The sequence below is a fragment of the Streptomyces sp. NPDC001599 genome (genome assembly GCF_042893535.1).
GTDB lineage: Bacteria > Actinomycetota > Actinomycetes > Streptomycetales > Streptomycetaceae > Streptomyces.
The window spans coordinates 411,077-425,754 of sequence record NZ_JBIAVA010000004.1; the positions used below are offsets into that span (position 1 = coordinate 411,077).

Below are 14,678 nucleotides of genomic sequence, written 5' to 3' on the forward strand. Positions count from 1 at the left end.
GCGTCGGACGGGGCTCACTCCCCGTCCGGCCACATCCGGAAGTCGTAGCGGGCCGGGAGCGGTGCGTCGTCCAGCCGCGACCACAGCAGGCCGATGCCGTCGGCCCCCTCCCTCAGGTCGGCGACCTCGAAGCCCTCGTCGAACACGGCCCGCGCGTCCGCGAGCCGGCCCTCCGCGGCCAGCAACTCGGCCTCGATCAGCCGGAACCGGCCGCGGGCCCCGGTCTCGGGGTCCAGCCGCTCCCACACGGCCCGGGCGTCCGCGGTGCGCCCGGCCGCGAGCAGCGCCCCGATCGCCTCCCGGCCCAGGGCCGCGGTGGCGGCCGCCCACCCTTCGTCCCCCTTCGCCGCGTCGGTGCGGCGTGCGCACAGGTCGTCGAAGGCCTCCGCGTACCGGTCGGCGGCGCGCTCGTGGTGGCCGTCCTCCTGGTCGGCGACGGCGAGGCAGCGCAGCAGCGGCCAGCGGTCCGTGGCGGACTTGAGACCGCGCTCCCAGCTGCGCACCGCCTGCGCCCGGTCGTCGCCGTGCCACTGGGCGACCCCGAGGTGGTACTCGGCGAGGGGGGTGGCGGCCGTGGTCTCCAGCATGTCCCGCCAGGGCCGGGCGACCAGCGTCGGGCCGGGCGGCTCGTGGTGTTCCGGCTCGGGCAGTGACCCGGCGTGCAACAAGTGCAGCCAGGGCCGCTGTTCCTCGCCGAGGGTGTCCTCGTCGAAGGGCGTCCCGGGCAGCTGCCGGCCGGCTCGCAGCACCTCCAGCGCGCCCCAGCCCGACCCGGTGGCCAGGCGCTCGCCCGGCTCGGTGTCGGCGCACGGCCGCCAGGCGTCGTACGCGGCGTCGACGTCGGCCCGCGGCAGGGCGGCCTCCAGCCGGTCCTCCGCCCGGCGCAGCACGGTGTGCCAGTCGCCGTCGGGCTGGGCGTCGAGCGGTCCGTACGCCTCCAGCCAGGACACCTCGCTCTCCGCCTCCAGCTTGACGTGTTCGAGCTGGGTGCGGACGAGCCCGGCCTGGATCTCGCAGTAGCCGCCGGTACCGGGCTCGGTGAGCCACTCCTGCCAGCGGCGTCCGCCGGGTCCGGTGCCCCACACGAACAGCTTGCGGCCGCGCAGCGCGTCGGTCGAGGTCTGCACCAGGCCGTGACCGTCCTCGTCGAGCGCGGCGATCCAGCGGCGCCGGTCGTCGGGCACCTCGTAGAAGTAGTCGGCGGCGTAGGTGCTGTTCAGGGGGTACGTGCGGTCGATGCCGTTGTACTCCGGCACGGGGACCCGGCGGAGTCTGCGCTCGTAGCCGATGGGGGTACCTCCCACGCCTTCAGGGCAGTGGGGGAGCCAGGCTTCGTCGGCGGGGGCGAGGACGCGGCGGTCCTCGGGGACGGCGATGTTGGACCACCAGTAGGTGGGCGCCGGACGTTCGTGCGGGTTGCGGATCCGGGCGCCGACGTAGAGGAAGTCCGAGCCGTCCGGCAGCCACAGGTCGACCTGGAAGGGCAGGTCGCGCAGCCGCTCCCATTCCCACAGGCGCAGCATCTCGCCGCCGTCGGGGGCGGGGACGCGGGCGGCGTGCACGGCCGAGCAGGACAGGGTGGTGTGGCCGGTGGCGCCGATGTTCCATTCGATGCCGCCGGAGAACCAGGCGCCGTTGAGGGCGAAGTTGGCGGGCTGGAGGACCGGGTTGACGTAGAGCAGTTCGCGGTCGGTCGGCTTGTGGTGGAGGGAGGCGATGCGGCCGCCGAGGGCAGGCAGGACGGTCGCCCGCAGCCGGTCGTTCTCGATGACGAGGGCGTCCAGCCCGCGCGGTTCGCGCCCTCGGCCGTAGCCGTCCCGGACCTGGGCGGGCAGCAGGCTGCGCAGCGGCTCGTAGTCGATCTGGCGGACCATGTCGCGCGGCAGGCCGGCCCGGTCCCGGTCGTCGATGCGGTGGGCCTCGTCCAGGGGGCGCAGCGGCGGCAGGGGATTGTCCGGCCCCAGCGGCGCGGCGGGCAGGGTCAGTACCTCGCGTCGGATCGTCGTCACGGTTCCCCATGGAAGCCGTTCCCCGGCGCGGTGAACAGGGGTTCCGCCGGCCGGGCCGGGGCGACGTGGCTCACGTTTAATCCCTGGGACGCGGTGCCGGCCTGGGCTTAGGGTCGGGCGGTCGGCGCACGCGTACGAAGGAGAGCGGCACGTGAGTGAGCAACAGGTGGATGGGCAGCACACCTACCGGGTGATCGTCCGGGGCACCTGGGAGGGGCTGACCGAGGACGCCCGTGCCCGGCTGCTCGCCGAGGCGGGCGAGCACGGGATGGCGAGCATGCGGTTCACCGAGGAGGGCTCGCTGTCGTACGAGCCCGCACCGCTGAAGCACTTCTCGATGCGCTACGTGGTGCTGTCGGACGCGGCGGACGGCGAGGAGATGGCGGGCGCAATCGCGGAGGACCGGGCGGAGGGCGTGCTGCGCGGGCTCGGCTACGGGTTCCGCGATCTGAGGTCAACGGTGACGGACCTCGACACGATGAAGATCAACCGGAAGTCACGGTCTCGGCGGTGATCGCCCAGCGCTGGTGGTCGCGCCAGGCGCCGTCGATGTAGAGCATTTTCGGCGAGAAGCCCTCCAGATGGAAGCCGCAGGCGCGGGCCAGTGCGATCGAGGCGGCGTTGCCCGGCTGGACGTTGATCTCCAGCCGGTGCAGCCGCATCGGACCGAACGCGTACCGCACCACGAGGTCGAGCCCCTCGCGCATCAGCCCCCGGCCGGCCGCGTGCGCGAAGACCCCGTAGCCGAGCGCGCCGCTGAGGAAGCCGCCCTCGACGATGTTGTTGATGTTGACGAACCCGGCGATGGAACCGCCGTCCGGCCCCGGACCCGCCACCCCGTCCGCCCCGTCCGCCGCCTCCTCCGTGCCCTTCTCGCACACCAGGAATCCGGCCTTGGTGCGGTCCTCGATGAGCCGGCCCGCGTAGGCCTCGTACGCCTGGACGCTGTCCGGCGGGAAGAGCCAGGGGTGGTGCAGGTCCTTGCTCTGCCGTGCCCGGGCGGTGAACTCGGCGGCGTCCGCGTGGGTGAAGTGCCGGATGCCCACGCGCGGGCCCTCGGCGAGGTGGCGGGGCGGGGTGTGCGGCATGGGGCCAGCCTACGACGGTCAGCACAGCGCGGGCGTCCGAAGGGTCAAGGTGCCCGCGTCGGCGTCCAGTTCCGCCGGAACGCCGAACGGGACGGTCAGCGCCCCCTCGCAGTGCCCGAACCCGAAGTCCTCGGCGACCGGCACGCCGAGCCCCGCGAGCCGGTCGGTCAGCAGGGGCCGCAACCGCTCGTAGGGCTCGCACTTCGCCCACGAGCCGAGCAGCACACCGCCGACCCCGTCGAGCCAGCCGGCGCGCAGCAACTGCGTGAGGTAGCGGTCGATGCGGTACGTCTCCTCCCCCACGTCCTCCAGGCACAGCAGCCCGCCCCGCGCGGAGGGGCGGGCGTGCGGGGTGCCCAGGTCGGCGGCGAGCAGGGCGAGGCAGCCGCCCAGGGTGACGCCCCGGGCCCGGCCGGGCACCAGCGGTGTGCCGCCGGAGGTGATCACGCGGACCGTCTCCGGGTCGAACAGGGTGGCCCGCAGGTGGTCCTGTGCCCGTGCGTTCTTGACGAAGTCGATCCCCGCCGCCATCGGCCCGTGCAGGGTGACCAGGCCGAGGCGGGTGGCGAACGCCTCGTGCAGTGCGGTGATGTCGCTGAAGCCGACGAACACCTTGGGACCGGCCGCGCGCATCGCCTCCCAGTCGAGCAGGTCGGCCATGCGCTGGACGCCGTATCCGCCGCGGGCGCACAGCACGGCGTCCACGGCCGGGTCGCACCAGGCGGCCTGGAGGTCGGCGGCCCGGTCGGCGTCGGTGCCCGCGAGGTAGTCGAAGGTGCCGTGCCGGTCCAGGACGTGCGGCGCCACGACCGGGTCGAGGTCCCAGCCGCGCAGCACGTCGAGCCCCGCCTGGAGCCGCTCCTCGGGCACGGGGCCGCTGGGCGCGACGACGGCCACCCGGGCGCCGGGGGCGAGCCGGGGCGGCCGGACCAGCTCCCGCACCCGGCTCATCGGGTCAGCTCCAGGGCCGGGACGCCGGGCGGGGCCAGCCCGAAGACCTGTGCGTAGAGGGAGAGCTCCGCCTCCAGGGCGCGCACCATGGTCTCCGCCCGGCGGAATCCGTGCCCCTCGCCCTCGAAGGCGAGGTAGGCGTGGGGCACGCCGCGGCCCGCCATGCGGTCGAGGAACCGCTCGCACTGCACGGGCGGGCAGATCACGTCGTCCAGTCCCTGGAGCAGCAGGAACGGGGCGGTGACGCGCTCGGCGTGCTCGGCGGGCGACCGGTCGGTGTAGCGGTCCGGGACCTCGGCGTACGGGCCGATCAGGCTCTCCAGGTACTGCGACTCGAAGTCGTGGGTCTCGCCGGTCCCCCAGCCGGTCAGGTCGAGGATCGGGTAGCTGATCGTGCCGCAGGCGTAGACGTCGGTGGTGGCCAGCGAGGCGGCGGACGTCCAGCCACCGGCGCTGCCGCCGCGCACGGCGAGCCGCTCCCGGTCGGCGGTGCCCTCGTCGGCGAGGGCGAGGGCGACGGCCGCGCAGTCCTCGACGTCGACCACGCCCCACTGCTCGCGCAGCCGGTTGCGGTACTCCCTGCCGTGGCCGCTGGAACCGCCGTAGTTGACCTCGGCGACGCCGATGCCGCGGGAGGTGAAGTAGGCGATCTCCAGGTCGAGGACGAGCGGGGAACGGCTGGTGGGGCCGCCGTGCGCCCAGATGACGTACGGCGGCAGTTCGCCGTCCGGGGCCCGGAAGCCGGGGTTGTGCGGCGGGTAGAGGTGGGTGTGGATCTCGCGTCCGCCCGGACCGGTGAAGGTGCGGATCCGCGGCCGCGGGTAGAACGCCGGGTCGGTGGCGTCCTCGTGCGGGGCTCCGATCACCCGGGCGCGGCCGGTGCGGGCGTCCAGCTCGACGACCTCGTAGCCGCTGCGGGGGCTTGCGCCGACGGCGACGACCCGCTCCCCGTGCGCGGCGAGGGCGGGCGCGAACTCCGTCCAGGGGCCCGCCGCGTCGACGACCTCGCCGGTCTCGGGGTCGAGTATGCCGAGGACGGCGGCGCCCCGGCCGTGCAGAACCGCGATCAGGCCGCTGTCCAGGGGCGCGAACCAGCGCTGCCCGAGCTTCCACAGCGGCCCGCCGAACTCCTCCTCGCGGGGGCACAGCGGCCGCCCGTCGCGGTAGAGGTTCCACCAGCCGGTGCGGTCGGAGGCGTACAGCAGGGTGCCGTCCGGGGCCCAGTCCGCCTGGGCGATCGACTCCTCGGGCCCGCCGGCGACGGTCCGGGCGTCCCGGAAGGTGCCCTCGGGGCCGACCTCGGCGACGATCAGCTCGGTGCCGTCCCAGGGCATGCGCGGGTGGTCCCAGGCGAGCCAGGCGGCGCGGCTCCCGTCGGGCGAGAGGCGGGGTCCGGTGACGAAGCGGTGCCGCTCGGGAGCGAGTTCACGGACCGCGCCCCGGTCGTCGGCCGCGGAACCGTCCAACGGCACGGCCACCAGCACGCGGCGCAGGTCGGTGGGTCCCTCGCCGGTGAACTCCTCCAGAACGCACCACACCTCGCCGCGCTCGGGACGCGGGTCCGGCTCGATCCAGCGCAGCCCGCCGCCCACCGCGGACAGCGGCGTCAGCGCCCGCGGCTCGCCGCCGCCCGGAGTGAAGGCGTACAGCCGCTGGTCGGCGAAGTTCACGAAGACCACCAGCGGACCGGCGTCGGTCGTGGCCGCGCCCCACGGCCGGCCGCCGTACTCGATGACGCGGCTGCGCACGTTCCACGGCGCGGACAGCACCGGCTCCTCGGTGCCGTCGGCGTGCCGCCGCACCAGGGTGCGCCGCCCGCCCTCGGTGGGCCGGGGCGCGGTCCACCACACCTCGTCACCGACGAAGCCGACGTCGTCGGGCCGTCCGTCGTGCGCGGCGGCGAGGGCCGCGTCGACGGGCGAGGGCCACGATCCGTACGAAAGAGTCGGCACTGACTCCCCCACTTCTCCTCCAGCTGCTTGCTCGTCCGGGCGGTGCCCGGGTCTTTACGCCGTGCGCAGGAAACGGTCCAGGACACGGACTCCGAAGTGCAGCGCCTCGACCGGGACCCGTTCGTCCACGCCGTGGAAGAGGGCCTGGTAGTCGAAGCCCTCGGGCAGCTTCAGCGGCGCGAACCCGTATCCGGTGATGCCGAGCCGGGAGAACTGCTTGGCGTCGGTGCCCCCGGACATGCAGTACGGCACGACGTGCCCCTCGGGCGCGAACTCCTCCACCGCCGCACGCATCCGGGCGTACGTCGGAGAGTCCACCGGTGCCTGGAGGGCCACCTCGCGGTGGACGAACTCCCAGTCCACGTCCGGCCCGGTCAGCCGGTCGAGGGTGCTGCGGAACTCGTCCTCGCCGCCGTACAGGAACCGCCCGTCGACGTGGGCGACGGCCTCTCCCGGAATGACGTTGACCTTGTACCCGGCGTCCAGCATGGTCGGGTTGCTGCTGTTGCGGACGGTGGACTCGACCAGCCTGCCCGCCTCGCCGAGCTTGTCCAGCAGGGCGTCGACGTCGCTCAGGTCGGTCTCGATGCCGTAGACGGCGGCGATCTCGGTCAGGGCCGCGCGCACGGTCGGGGTCAGGCGCAGCGGCCACTCGTGGGCGCCGATACGGGTGATGGCGGCGGCGAGCCGGGTGACCGCGTTCTGACGGTTCACCTTCGAGCCGTGCCCGGCGCGCCCGCGTGCGGTGAGCTTGAGCCAGCCGGTACCGCGCTCACCGGCGGCGATGGGATAGAACTGCCGCCCGGCCCCGTCGTGGAAGGTGAACGCCCCGGACTCGCTGACGCCCTCGGTGCAGCCCTCGAACAGGGCGGCGTGCCGGTCGGCGAGAAAGCCGGAGCCGTCCTCGGCGCTGGCCTCCTCGTCCGCGGTGAAGGCGATCACCACGTCCCGTCGTGGCCGCACGCCCCGCCGGGCCCAGTCGCGGACGACGGCGAGGATCATCGCGTCCATGTTCTTCATGTCGACCGCGCCGCGCCCCCAGACGACGCCGTCGCGGATCTCCCCGGAGAACGGGTGGACGCTCCAGTCGGCGGCCTCGGCGGGCACCACGTCGAGGTGCCCGTGGACCAGCAGCGCGTCGGCCGACGGGTCGGTGCCCTCGATGCGGGCCACGACGTTGGTGCGGCCCGGGGTCCGCTCCAGCAGCGTGGGCTCGATCCCGGCCTCGGCGAGCCGCGCGGCGGCGTACTCGGCGGCGGGCCGCTCCTGGCAGTCGCCGCCCCCGCGGTTGGTGGTGTCGATCCGGATCAGCTCGGAGGTGAACCGGACGACCTCGTCCAGCGCCTGCTCGCCCGTGTCCGGTCCGGTCCCCGTGTGCTCAGCCATACTGCTCCTCCACCGCCGCCGAGACGATCGTCGTGACCGCCTTGAACGTCCGGATCGCCTCGAACATCGTGTCGTGGGTGTACGCCACCTTCCGCTCCCCGACCTGCGCCACACCGGGCACCACGGTGGCGGCCGCCGCCAGGTGCTCGGCGTCGAACTCCAGGGCGAGGGTGAACGGTCCGCCGCTCACCGGCTCGTGCCGCACCGCGAGCACGGCGGCCTCCTTGGCCGCGGCCCGGATGTCGGCGGCGGTTCTGGCCGGGGTGCGGCACACGGCCGCGTACCGCGACACATGGTCCTTGACCGCGACCTTGCGCGCCTCGGGCGCGTACCCGAGCGCGTCCTCGCAGGCCACGTCGTCGCCCGTGACCAGCACCACGGGCACTCCGTACTCGGCGACCACGTGGGCGTTGAGCAGACCCTCACTGGCCCGTACGTCGTTCAGCCAGACGCCGGTGAGCTGGTTGGCGAGGTAGGTGTGGGCGAGGACGCCCTCCATGCCGGCGCCCGCGTGGTATCCGATGAACGCGATGCCGTCCACGTCCCCGTGCTGGACGCCCTCCACCATGGACAGCGCCTTGTGCCGCCCGGTCAGCATCTCCGTGCGCTCGTCGAGCCGCTCCAGGAGGAGGTTGCGCATGGACCAGTGCGCCTCGTTGACCAGCACCTCGTCGGCGCCGCCGTCGAAGAAGCCCAGCACGGCCGCGTTCACGTCCGAGGTGAACATCGACCGGCACCGCTCCCACTGCGGTGTCCCCGGCAGCACGTCGGCCGGCCAGGTGACGCCGGTGGCGCCTTCCATGTCGGCACTGATGAGGATCTTCATGTGGCGTCACGTTACGCGCTCACGCCGAGCCTCAGCCAGGCCTGTGGATAACTCTCACCGGTCCATACCAATAATGAGTCGGCCCTGGTCAGACACGACCTCACGCGGACCGGCCGGCCACCACCCAGGTCGACGGCAGCTCGATCCGGGCGCCGTCCGGCGTGTACTCCGTGGTGCTCAGGGGAAGTTCGCCGCTCGCCAGGACGGTGAGGCCGGCCGCGCGCAGGTACTCGGGCACCGCCTCGTCGGGGACGGCGCCGGGGGTCAGACCGTGGCGCAGGACGGGGGCGAGTTTGGCGGGCGGCCCGGCGGGGCCCTGGGCCAGGCCCATCAGGACGGTCTTGGCCGCCTGGGAGGGCTCGACCAGGAAGGCGCGGCCGCGTTCGCCGAGGAGCGCGGCGAGGGCGTCGGCCAGGGGCTGCCGGTCGTCGGGCTCGCACTGGTGCAGGACGCCCCGGACGTAGACGTTGGCGTCGCCCAGCTCCGCGTGCAGGGCCTCCGCCTCGGCCTTGTCGGCGGCGTCCAGTTGCCGGTACGCGGCCAGTCCGGCCGGGTCGGCGTGGCGGGCGTGGTCGAGGGCGGCGGTGGCGAGGTCGGCGCCGACGACGTGCGGGAAGCGTTCGGCGAAGTAGCGGGTCTGGGTGCCGTTGCCGCAGCCCAGGTCTATCAGCGGCAGGGCGGGGTCGGTCAGGTGCGGCTCGAAGTGGGCCAGGTGACGGCCTGCGGTCAGCGTCGGCTCCGCGTCCCAGAACACCGCCCCCCGGTCCCCGGAGGCCTCGTTCCAGAAGCCCTCCCAGGCGTCCCGGTACCGACTCGTCACGCTCATGCCCGTCTCCCCAGGTGCGACGACGTACGACCCGCCGACGACGGGTCCGTACGGTGTATCGCGCCCGGCGCACGGCCACAAGCGCCGGGCGCATTCCTTCACCGGTAGTTCGCGCCGGGCGGATCCGGCCGCCGGGCCGATCGGGTAACTTGCGGTCGGTCGGCCCGGTCCGGGCGACGAGGACGGAACCAGGGGCGGGGGACGGCATGGGGGTCGGAAGGTACCGGGACATCGAGGTCGCGGACATGCCGCCGGCGGTCGCCGCCGTCCTGGGTGTACTCCTCCTGGCCCTCTTCTGCGGCCTCATCTGGTACTTGACCAGGCTGGACCATACGAAGCTCCGGGACCCCCGTGCTCGTGCGCGCGCCGAGCGGCGCAGGAAGAGCCGACGCCGCCAGCGCGAACTGCGCACCCGGCGCGAGTCCCTGCAACGCAAGGCGGCGCGCGACCGCGACAGCGCCTAGCACGCGAGCCCGTCGTACGGCGCGGGAGACGCGGCCGGCCGCGCCCCGGCGCTCCCCCTACCGGTGCCGGGCGGGCAGTGTCAGCTCGAACCACACCGTCTTGCCCGCGCCGGTGCGGCTGGCGCCCCATTCGCGGGCGAGGGTGCTGACGACGCGCAGACCGCGCCCGGTCTCGTCGCCGGGGCCCGCGCTCTTGAGCGTGGGCAGTTCGTGGTCGTCGTCGTCCACCTCGCACAGCAGCGTGTCGGCGCGCACCAGACGAAGTGCGACGGGGCGGGCGTGGGAGTGCCGTACGGCGTTGGTGACGAGTTCGCTGACCATCAGCTCGGCGGGGGCCACCAGCTTCGGCAGCCCCCAGTCGTGGAGCTGCTCGCGAACCGCCGCGCGGGCGCGGCCCACCTCCGCCGGGTCGCGGGCGAGGCGCCACTCGGCGACGGCGTCGGGCTCGATGCCGGTCAGCCGGGCCATCAGCAGGGCGACGTCGTCCTTGCGGCCGCCGCCGGTGCCCAGGGCCCGGATGATGGTGTCGCAGGCGTCGTCCATCGACGCGGCCGGGTGGGCGGCGGACTCGCAGAGGGTGGCGAGGCCGACGCCGATGTCCTCGCCGCGCACCTCCACCAGGCCGTCGGTGCACATCACCAGCCGGTCACCGGGCGCCACCGGGACACGCACCGACTCGAAGGGCACCCCTCCGACGCCGATCGGCGCCCCCGTCGGCAGGTCGATCAGCTCGCTGGCGCCGTCCTCGGCACGGACCAGGACGGGCGGGATGTGGCCCGCGTTGGCGAGGTGCAGTTCCCCGGCGATGGGGTCGTACACGGCGTACAGGCAGGTCGCGAGGTGGGTGTCGCCGAGCCGCTGGGCGAGGTCGTCGAGGTTGCGCAGGAGCTGGGCCGGGGGCAGGTCGAGACCGGCCATGGTCTGGACTGCGGTGCGCAACTGGCCCATCATCGCGGCGGAGTTGAGTCCGTGCCCCATGACGTCGCCGACGACGAGGGCGGTGCGGGCGCCGGGCAGCTTGACCGCGTCGAACCAGTCGCCGCCGACCCGGCCGAGCAGCGTGCCCGGCAGGTAGCGGGTGGCGATGTCGCAGCCGGCCAGGCGCGCGGGGATGTGCGGGAGCATGCTGTCCTGGAGCGTCTCGGCGACGTTCTCCTGGTGGGTGTACATGCGCGCGTTGTCGAGGACGAGGCCCGCGCGGGCGGCCAGTTCGGCGCCGGTGACGCGGTCCATGTCGTTGAAGACGGGCCGCTCCGGGTGCCGGAGCAGGATCATGAAGCCGAGGACGACGGTGCGTGCCTTCAGCGGCACCAGCAGCATCGAGCGGCCCGTGATGAGCGGCCGGATGTCCCGCTTCTCGAACTGGGAGGCGATGGCGTGGCCCATCTCCTCGGTGATGCGGGGCACCAGGACCGGCTCACCGGTGGTCATGCACTGGAAGAAGGGGGTGTGCGCCGGGAAGGGCATGGCCTCGCCGACCGGTACGACGTCGTCCCAGCGGCCCGGTTCGTCGGTGTGTTCCAGGGCGACCCGGTGCCACATCGTCGTCGTGTCGGGCACGCCGTCGGGGAAACCCTCCCCGGCGACGACCTGTTCCCGCAGATAGGTGCCGGCGACGTCGGTGAAGCGGGGGACGACCGCCCGGCTCACCTCGACGATGGTCCGGGAGAGGTCCAGCGAGGTGCCGATCGCGCCGCTGACCTCGTTGAGGAACTCCAGGCGTTCGCGGACCGCGGCGTACTCCAGGTCCTCGGCCTCGTCCCGCAGCTCGTCCGGCACCGGTTCACCGGCCGCCAGTGCCCGTGCGGCCCGTTCGCGGCGGGCCCGGCGCTCGGCCCGCCGGGGCACGCCCCAGTCGGGGGTGACGGGCACCCGGTCGTTCTGGCTGAACTCCAGCACGGGATAGCCCAGTTCCAGGACCTGCGCGACGATGCGGGCGCTCTCGCCGACGCTCATGCTGGGCAGGATCTCGGGGAGTCGGCGGGAGAGTTCTTCGGCGCCGGGGAAGTCGGTGTGCAGGGCGAATCCGGGGGCGATCCGCTCGACGACGGCCGGCCCGGCGCTGTCGTCGGCCCCGTCGGCGTAGTTCCGCCGCAGTCCGTCCGCGTCGGCGGCCAGCACCAGCAGCCGCTCCGGACCGGGTCCCACCAGGGGGTAGGCCCACCAGAGCACGTCGACGCGGTCGTCGGCCCGCACGGTCAGCCGGGCGCGGCCCGCGGCAGGGTAGGACAGCCGCCCGTCGAGGGAGGACTCCAGGCCGGGCCCCAGGCCGTCGTGGGCGGGGTACGAGCGGTAGGAGTCGTCGTGCTCGGCGCCGCCCGGCTCCGTGTCCTCGGGGAGCACGCCCGAGACGGGCAGCAGATCGGGGGCGGGCCGTCCGATCGCCTCTTCCTTGGGCAGGGCGAACAGCCGCCGTGCACCACGGCTCCAGTGGGAGACCAGCCCGTCGCGGTCCACCACGACGACGGCCAGCGGGACGCGGCCCGTCACGGGGTCGGCCGGCACGGTGTCGGGTCCGGCACGGTGGCCGGGAGGTGCGTCCCGCTCGGTGCCATGGTCCATGGCGTCAGGCCCTCTCTGCCCACGGCTCCGCAAGATCTGTGTCGCCGTCACCACCGTACGGGGGTGGCCGGTGACCATGTGCGGCAACGGGGGAATTGGTGGCGCGCGAACACACCGGCGCGCGCCCGCGCGCCGGTGTGCCGGTCTCAGTCCTCGTGGCCGAGCTGCAGGTCACGCTCCGTCCGGCCACCGCCGGCCACCTGGAGCACGGTCGCGACCGGCGGGTAACCGGCCGCGATGACGGTGTACTCGCCGGACGACAGGTCCACGAACCGGAACGTGCCGTCCGGGCCGGTGGTGAGGGTGTCCACCACGTTGCCCGCGGCGTCGAGCAGCGTCACGCGCGCGTCCTCCACGGCCCGCCCGCCACTGGCCCGCACGGTGCCGCGCAGCACGGCGCCGCCGGCCAGCTCGACGTCCTGGCGGGTCTCCCGGGCGGCCTGGACGCTGACCGGCAGCGCGGCCGGGCGGAAGGCGGGGGCGCTGGCGGCGAGGGTGTACTCGCCGGCCACCAGCTCCGAGATGACGTAGCCGCCCTCGCGGCCGCTGCGGGTGGTGGCGACGACCTCGCCGTGGACGTTGGTGAGGGTGACGGTCGCGTCGCGTACGGGGCTTCCGTCGGCGGTCATGACGCTGCCCGCGAGGCGTCCGGCGCCGCCGAGGACCACGTCGAGTTCCACCGGGCGTTCGCCGACCGTCACCGAGACCGCCTGCGGCTGGTGGCCGCCGGCCGCGGCGATCAGGACGTACGCCCCGGAGCCGGGCGTGGCCAGCGCGTACCGTCCGTCGTCGCCGCTGGCGCCCCGGCCGATCTGCTGTCCGCCGACGTCGATGAGGGTGAGCGCCGCGCGGGGCACGACGGTGCCGTCGGGGTGCTGCACCGTGCCGCAGACGGGGATGCCGCCCGCGTAGGGCGACCGGGCCGGCGGGACCTGGGCGGCCGGCTGCGGCTGGGGGGCGTGCTGTACGTGCTGTGCGGTCTCCGGGTCGGTGACGGGGGCGTTGTGGGACACCAGGGGTTTCTCCTTGAGGAAGAGGGCGATGAGGAGCCCAAGGACGAGCACCGGCACCAGGTAGAGGAAGATCCGCGGCATGGCGTCGGCGTACGCCCCGATGTAGGCGTCGCGCAGCGCCGGGGGCAGGGAGTGGACGAGCTGGGGGGTGATGGCCTCGGCGTCGGGGAGGTCGACTCCCGCTTCGGCGGGGATCCGGTCGGCCAGGGCGTCGGTGAGCCGGCCCGCGAAGAGGGTGCCGAAGACGGCCGCGCCGACGCTGCCGCCGATCTGCCGGAAGTAGTTGTTGGCGCTGGTGGCGGTACCCAGGTCGGTGGGGCGCACCGAGTTCTGGACGGCGAGCACCAGGACGGGCATCACCAGGCCGATGCCGGCGCCGAGGACGGCCATCCAGATGCTGTAGTGCAGCCGGGACGTGTCGGTGCCGAGGCGGGAGAGCAGCCACATGCCGACGACGGACAGCGCGCTGCCGAGGATCGGGTGGATCCGGTAGTGACCGGTACGGCTGATGAGCTGTCCGGAGATGATCGAGGCGCCGACGACACCGCCCATCATCGGCAGCATCAGCAGGCCGGACTCGGTGGCGCTGGCGCCGTCGACCATCTGGAGGAAGGTCGGCAGGTAGCTGGCGGCGCCGAACAGGGCGACGCCGACGACGAGGCCGACCAGGGCGGTGACGTTGAAGATGGAGTCCCGGAACAGGCGCAGCGGGATCAGGGGTTCGGGCGCGAAGTGCTCGGCGACCAGGAAGAGCAGGGTGGCCGCGACCGCTCCGGCGCCGAGGCCGAGGATGACCTTTGAGTCCCAGTCGTACTCGGTGCCGCCCCAGCTGGTGAGCAGCACCAGGCAGGTGGAGGCGGCGGCGAGCAGCAGGGCGCCGAGGATGTCGAGGCGCGGCTTGACCCGCGGCCTGGGCAGCTTGAGGACGACGGCGACGACGGCCATGGTGAGCAGGCCGAAGGGCACGTTGATGTAGAAGCACCAGCGCCAGGAGAGGTGGTCGGTGAAGTAGCCGCCCAGGAGCGGGCCCGCGACCGAGGCGAGGCCGAAGGCGGCGCCGATCAGGCCCATGTAGCGGCCGCGTTCGCGGGGCGGCACGATGTCCGCGATGATCGCCTGGACGCCGATCATCAGGCCGCCCGCGCCGACGCCCTGCACCGCGCGGAAGGCGATCAGCTGGTCCATGGTCTGCGCGCGTCCGGCGAGCGCGGAGCCGACGACGAAGACCAGGATGGCGAACTGGAAGACGCCCTTGCGGCCGAAGAGGTCGCCGAGCTTGCCGTAGATCGGCAGTCCGACGGTCGAGGTGAGCAGGTACGCGGTGATCGCCCAGGACATCTTGTCCAGACCGTGCAGCTCACCGACGATCTTCGGCAGCGCCGTGGCGACGATCATCTGCTCCAGGGCGGCGAGCAGCAGCGCCAGCATCAGGCCGACGAAGACCAGTCGCACCCGGCGCGGGCTCAGCCCGGTGTCCCGCGCCCCGCCCGGCTCGGGAACGGCGGGCCCAGGGGGCGCCTGGACTGCGACGACCGGTTCGTCCTGTGCGGGATCCCTTACCGGGTCCTGCACCAGAGTGATCCCGCCCACGTACCGCTCCC

11 protein-coding genes are annotated in these 14,678 nt (G+C 73.8%); 2 read left to right on the plus strand and 9 right to left on the minus strand.

Annotation, left to right across the window (positions count from 1 at the left end; genetic code table 11):
• Positions 1 to 14: 14 nt before the first annotated feature.
• Entirely contained in the window at positions 15 to 2,009 is a 1,995-nt protein-coding gene (locus ACFYZ3_RS14470) for a DUF5107 domain-containing protein (RefSeq protein ID WP_388516632.1), read from the minus strand.
• Between the two features lie 166 nt (positions 2,010 to 2,175).
• Here ACFYZ3_RS14470 and ACFYZ3_RS14475 point away from each other — a divergent pair, with 166 nt between their 5' ends.
• On the plus strand, positions 2,176 to 2,523 hold the full coding sequence (locus ACFYZ3_RS14475; RefSeq protein WP_388516871.1) for a DUF6204 family protein: 348 nt from the start codon (positions 2,176 to 2,178) through the stop codon (positions 2,521 to 2,523).
• Here the strand turns inward: ACFYZ3_RS14475 and ACFYZ3_RS14480 are convergent.
• From ACFYZ3_RS14480 to ACFYZ3_RS14505, 6 genes are all read right to left on the minus strand, one after another.
• Positions 2,495 to 3,097, minus strand: coding sequence for a GNAT family N-acetyltransferase (locus ACFYZ3_RS14480; protein ID WP_388516635.1), 603 nt, complete (start codon positions 3,095 to 3,097; stop codon positions 2,495 to 2,497). The genes ACFYZ3_RS14475 and ACFYZ3_RS14480 overlap by 29 nt on opposite strands.
• Positions 3,098 to 3,115: 18 nt before the next feature.
• Positions 3,116 to 4,048 (minus strand): LD-carboxypeptidase, encoded by a 933-nt coding sequence (locus ACFYZ3_RS14485; protein WP_388516638.1) that lies wholly within the window; start codon positions 4,046 to 4,048, stop codon positions 3,116 to 3,118.
• Positions 4,045 to 6,012: a prolyl oligopeptidase family serine peptidase gene (locus tag ACFYZ3_RS14490; protein WP_388516641.1), complete on the minus strand. Its 1,968-nt coding sequence runs from the start codon at positions 6,010 to 6,012 to the stop codon at positions 4,045 to 4,047. Before ACFYZ3_RS14490 ends, ACFYZ3_RS14485 begins: the two co-directional genes overlap by 4 nt.
• A 42-nt stretch (positions 6,013 to 6,054) precedes the next feature.
• Positions 6,055 to 7,386 carry a M20/M25/M40 family metallo-hydrolase gene (locus ACFYZ3_RS14495; protein WP_388516644.1) on the minus strand — a complete coding sequence of 444 codons (1,332 nt, stop codon included), beginning with the start codon at positions 7,384 to 7,386 and terminating at the stop codon, positions 6,055 to 6,057.
• Positions 7,379 to 8,212, minus strand: a complete 834-nt coding sequence (locus ACFYZ3_RS14500; protein ID WP_388516647.1) for a M55 family metallopeptidase — start codon at positions 8,210 to 8,212, stop codon at positions 7,379 to 7,381. Before ACFYZ3_RS14500 ends, ACFYZ3_RS14495 begins: the two co-directional genes overlap by 8 nt.
• Positions 8,213 to 8,312: 100 nt before the next feature.
• Positions 8,313 to 9,038: a methyltransferase domain-containing protein gene (locus ACFYZ3_RS14505; RefSeq protein ID WP_388516650.1), complete on the minus strand. Its 726-nt coding sequence runs from the start codon at positions 9,036 to 9,038 to the stop codon at positions 8,313 to 8,315.
• A gap of 206 nt (positions 9,039 to 9,244) precedes the next feature.
• Between ACFYZ3_RS14505 and ACFYZ3_RS14510 the strand changes: the two genes are divergently transcribed.
• Complete coding sequence (locus ACFYZ3_RS14510; RefSeq protein ID WP_388516653.1) at positions 9,245 to 9,502, plus strand: hypothetical protein; 258 nt, start codon at positions 9,245 to 9,247, stop codon at positions 9,500 to 9,502.
• Between the two features lie 57 nt (positions 9,503 to 9,559).
• Here the strand turns inward: ACFYZ3_RS14510 and ACFYZ3_RS14515 are convergent, their stop codons facing one another.
• Both ACFYZ3_RS14515 and ACFYZ3_RS14520 read right to left on the minus strand, forming a co-directional pair.
• Complete coding sequence (locus ACFYZ3_RS14515; protein ID WP_388516656.1) at positions 9,560 to 12,064, minus strand: SpoIIE family protein phosphatase; 2,505 nt, start codon at positions 12,062 to 12,064, stop codon at positions 9,560 to 9,562.
• Positions 12,065 to 12,210: 146 nt separating this feature from the next.
• Positions 12,211 to 14,667, minus strand: a complete 2,457-nt coding sequence (locus tag ACFYZ3_RS14520) for an MFS transporter (protein ID WP_388516659.1) — start codon at positions 14,665 to 14,667, stop codon at positions 12,211 to 12,213.
• Between the last annotated feature and the right edge of the window lie 11 nt (positions 14,668 to 14,678).

Bases quoted from the DNA above. Each gene is read 5' to 3' on its own strand.
- ACFYZ3_RS14515 (WP_388516656.1), bottom strand. From the start codon at position 12,064: ATGGACCATGGCACCGAGCGGGACGCACCTCCCGGCCACCGTGCCGGA.
- ACFYZ3_RS14495 (WP_388516644.1), bottom strand. From the start codon at position 7,386: ATGGCTGAGCACACGGGGACCGGACCGGACACGGGCGAGCAGGCGCTG.
- ACFYZ3_RS14505 (WP_388516650.1), bottom strand. From the start codon at position 9,038: ATGAGCGTGACGAGTCGGTACCGGGACGCCTGGGAGGGCTTCTGGAAC.
- ACFYZ3_RS14500 (WP_388516647.1), bottom strand. From the start codon at position 8,212: ATGAAGATCCTCATCAGTGCCGACATGGAAGGCGCCACCGGCGTCACC.
- ACFYZ3_RS14485 (WP_388516638.1), bottom strand. From the start codon at position 4,048: ATGAGCCGGGTGCGGGAGCTGGTCCGGCCGCCCCGGCTCGCCCCCGGC.
- ACFYZ3_RS14480 (WP_388516635.1), bottom strand. From the start codon at position 3,097: ATGCCGCACACCCCGCCCCGCCACCTCGCCGAGGGCCCGCGCGTGGGC.
- ACFYZ3_RS14510 (WP_388516653.1), top strand. From the start codon at position 9,245: ATGGGGGTCGGAAGGTACCGGGACATCGAGGTCGCGGACATGCCGCCG.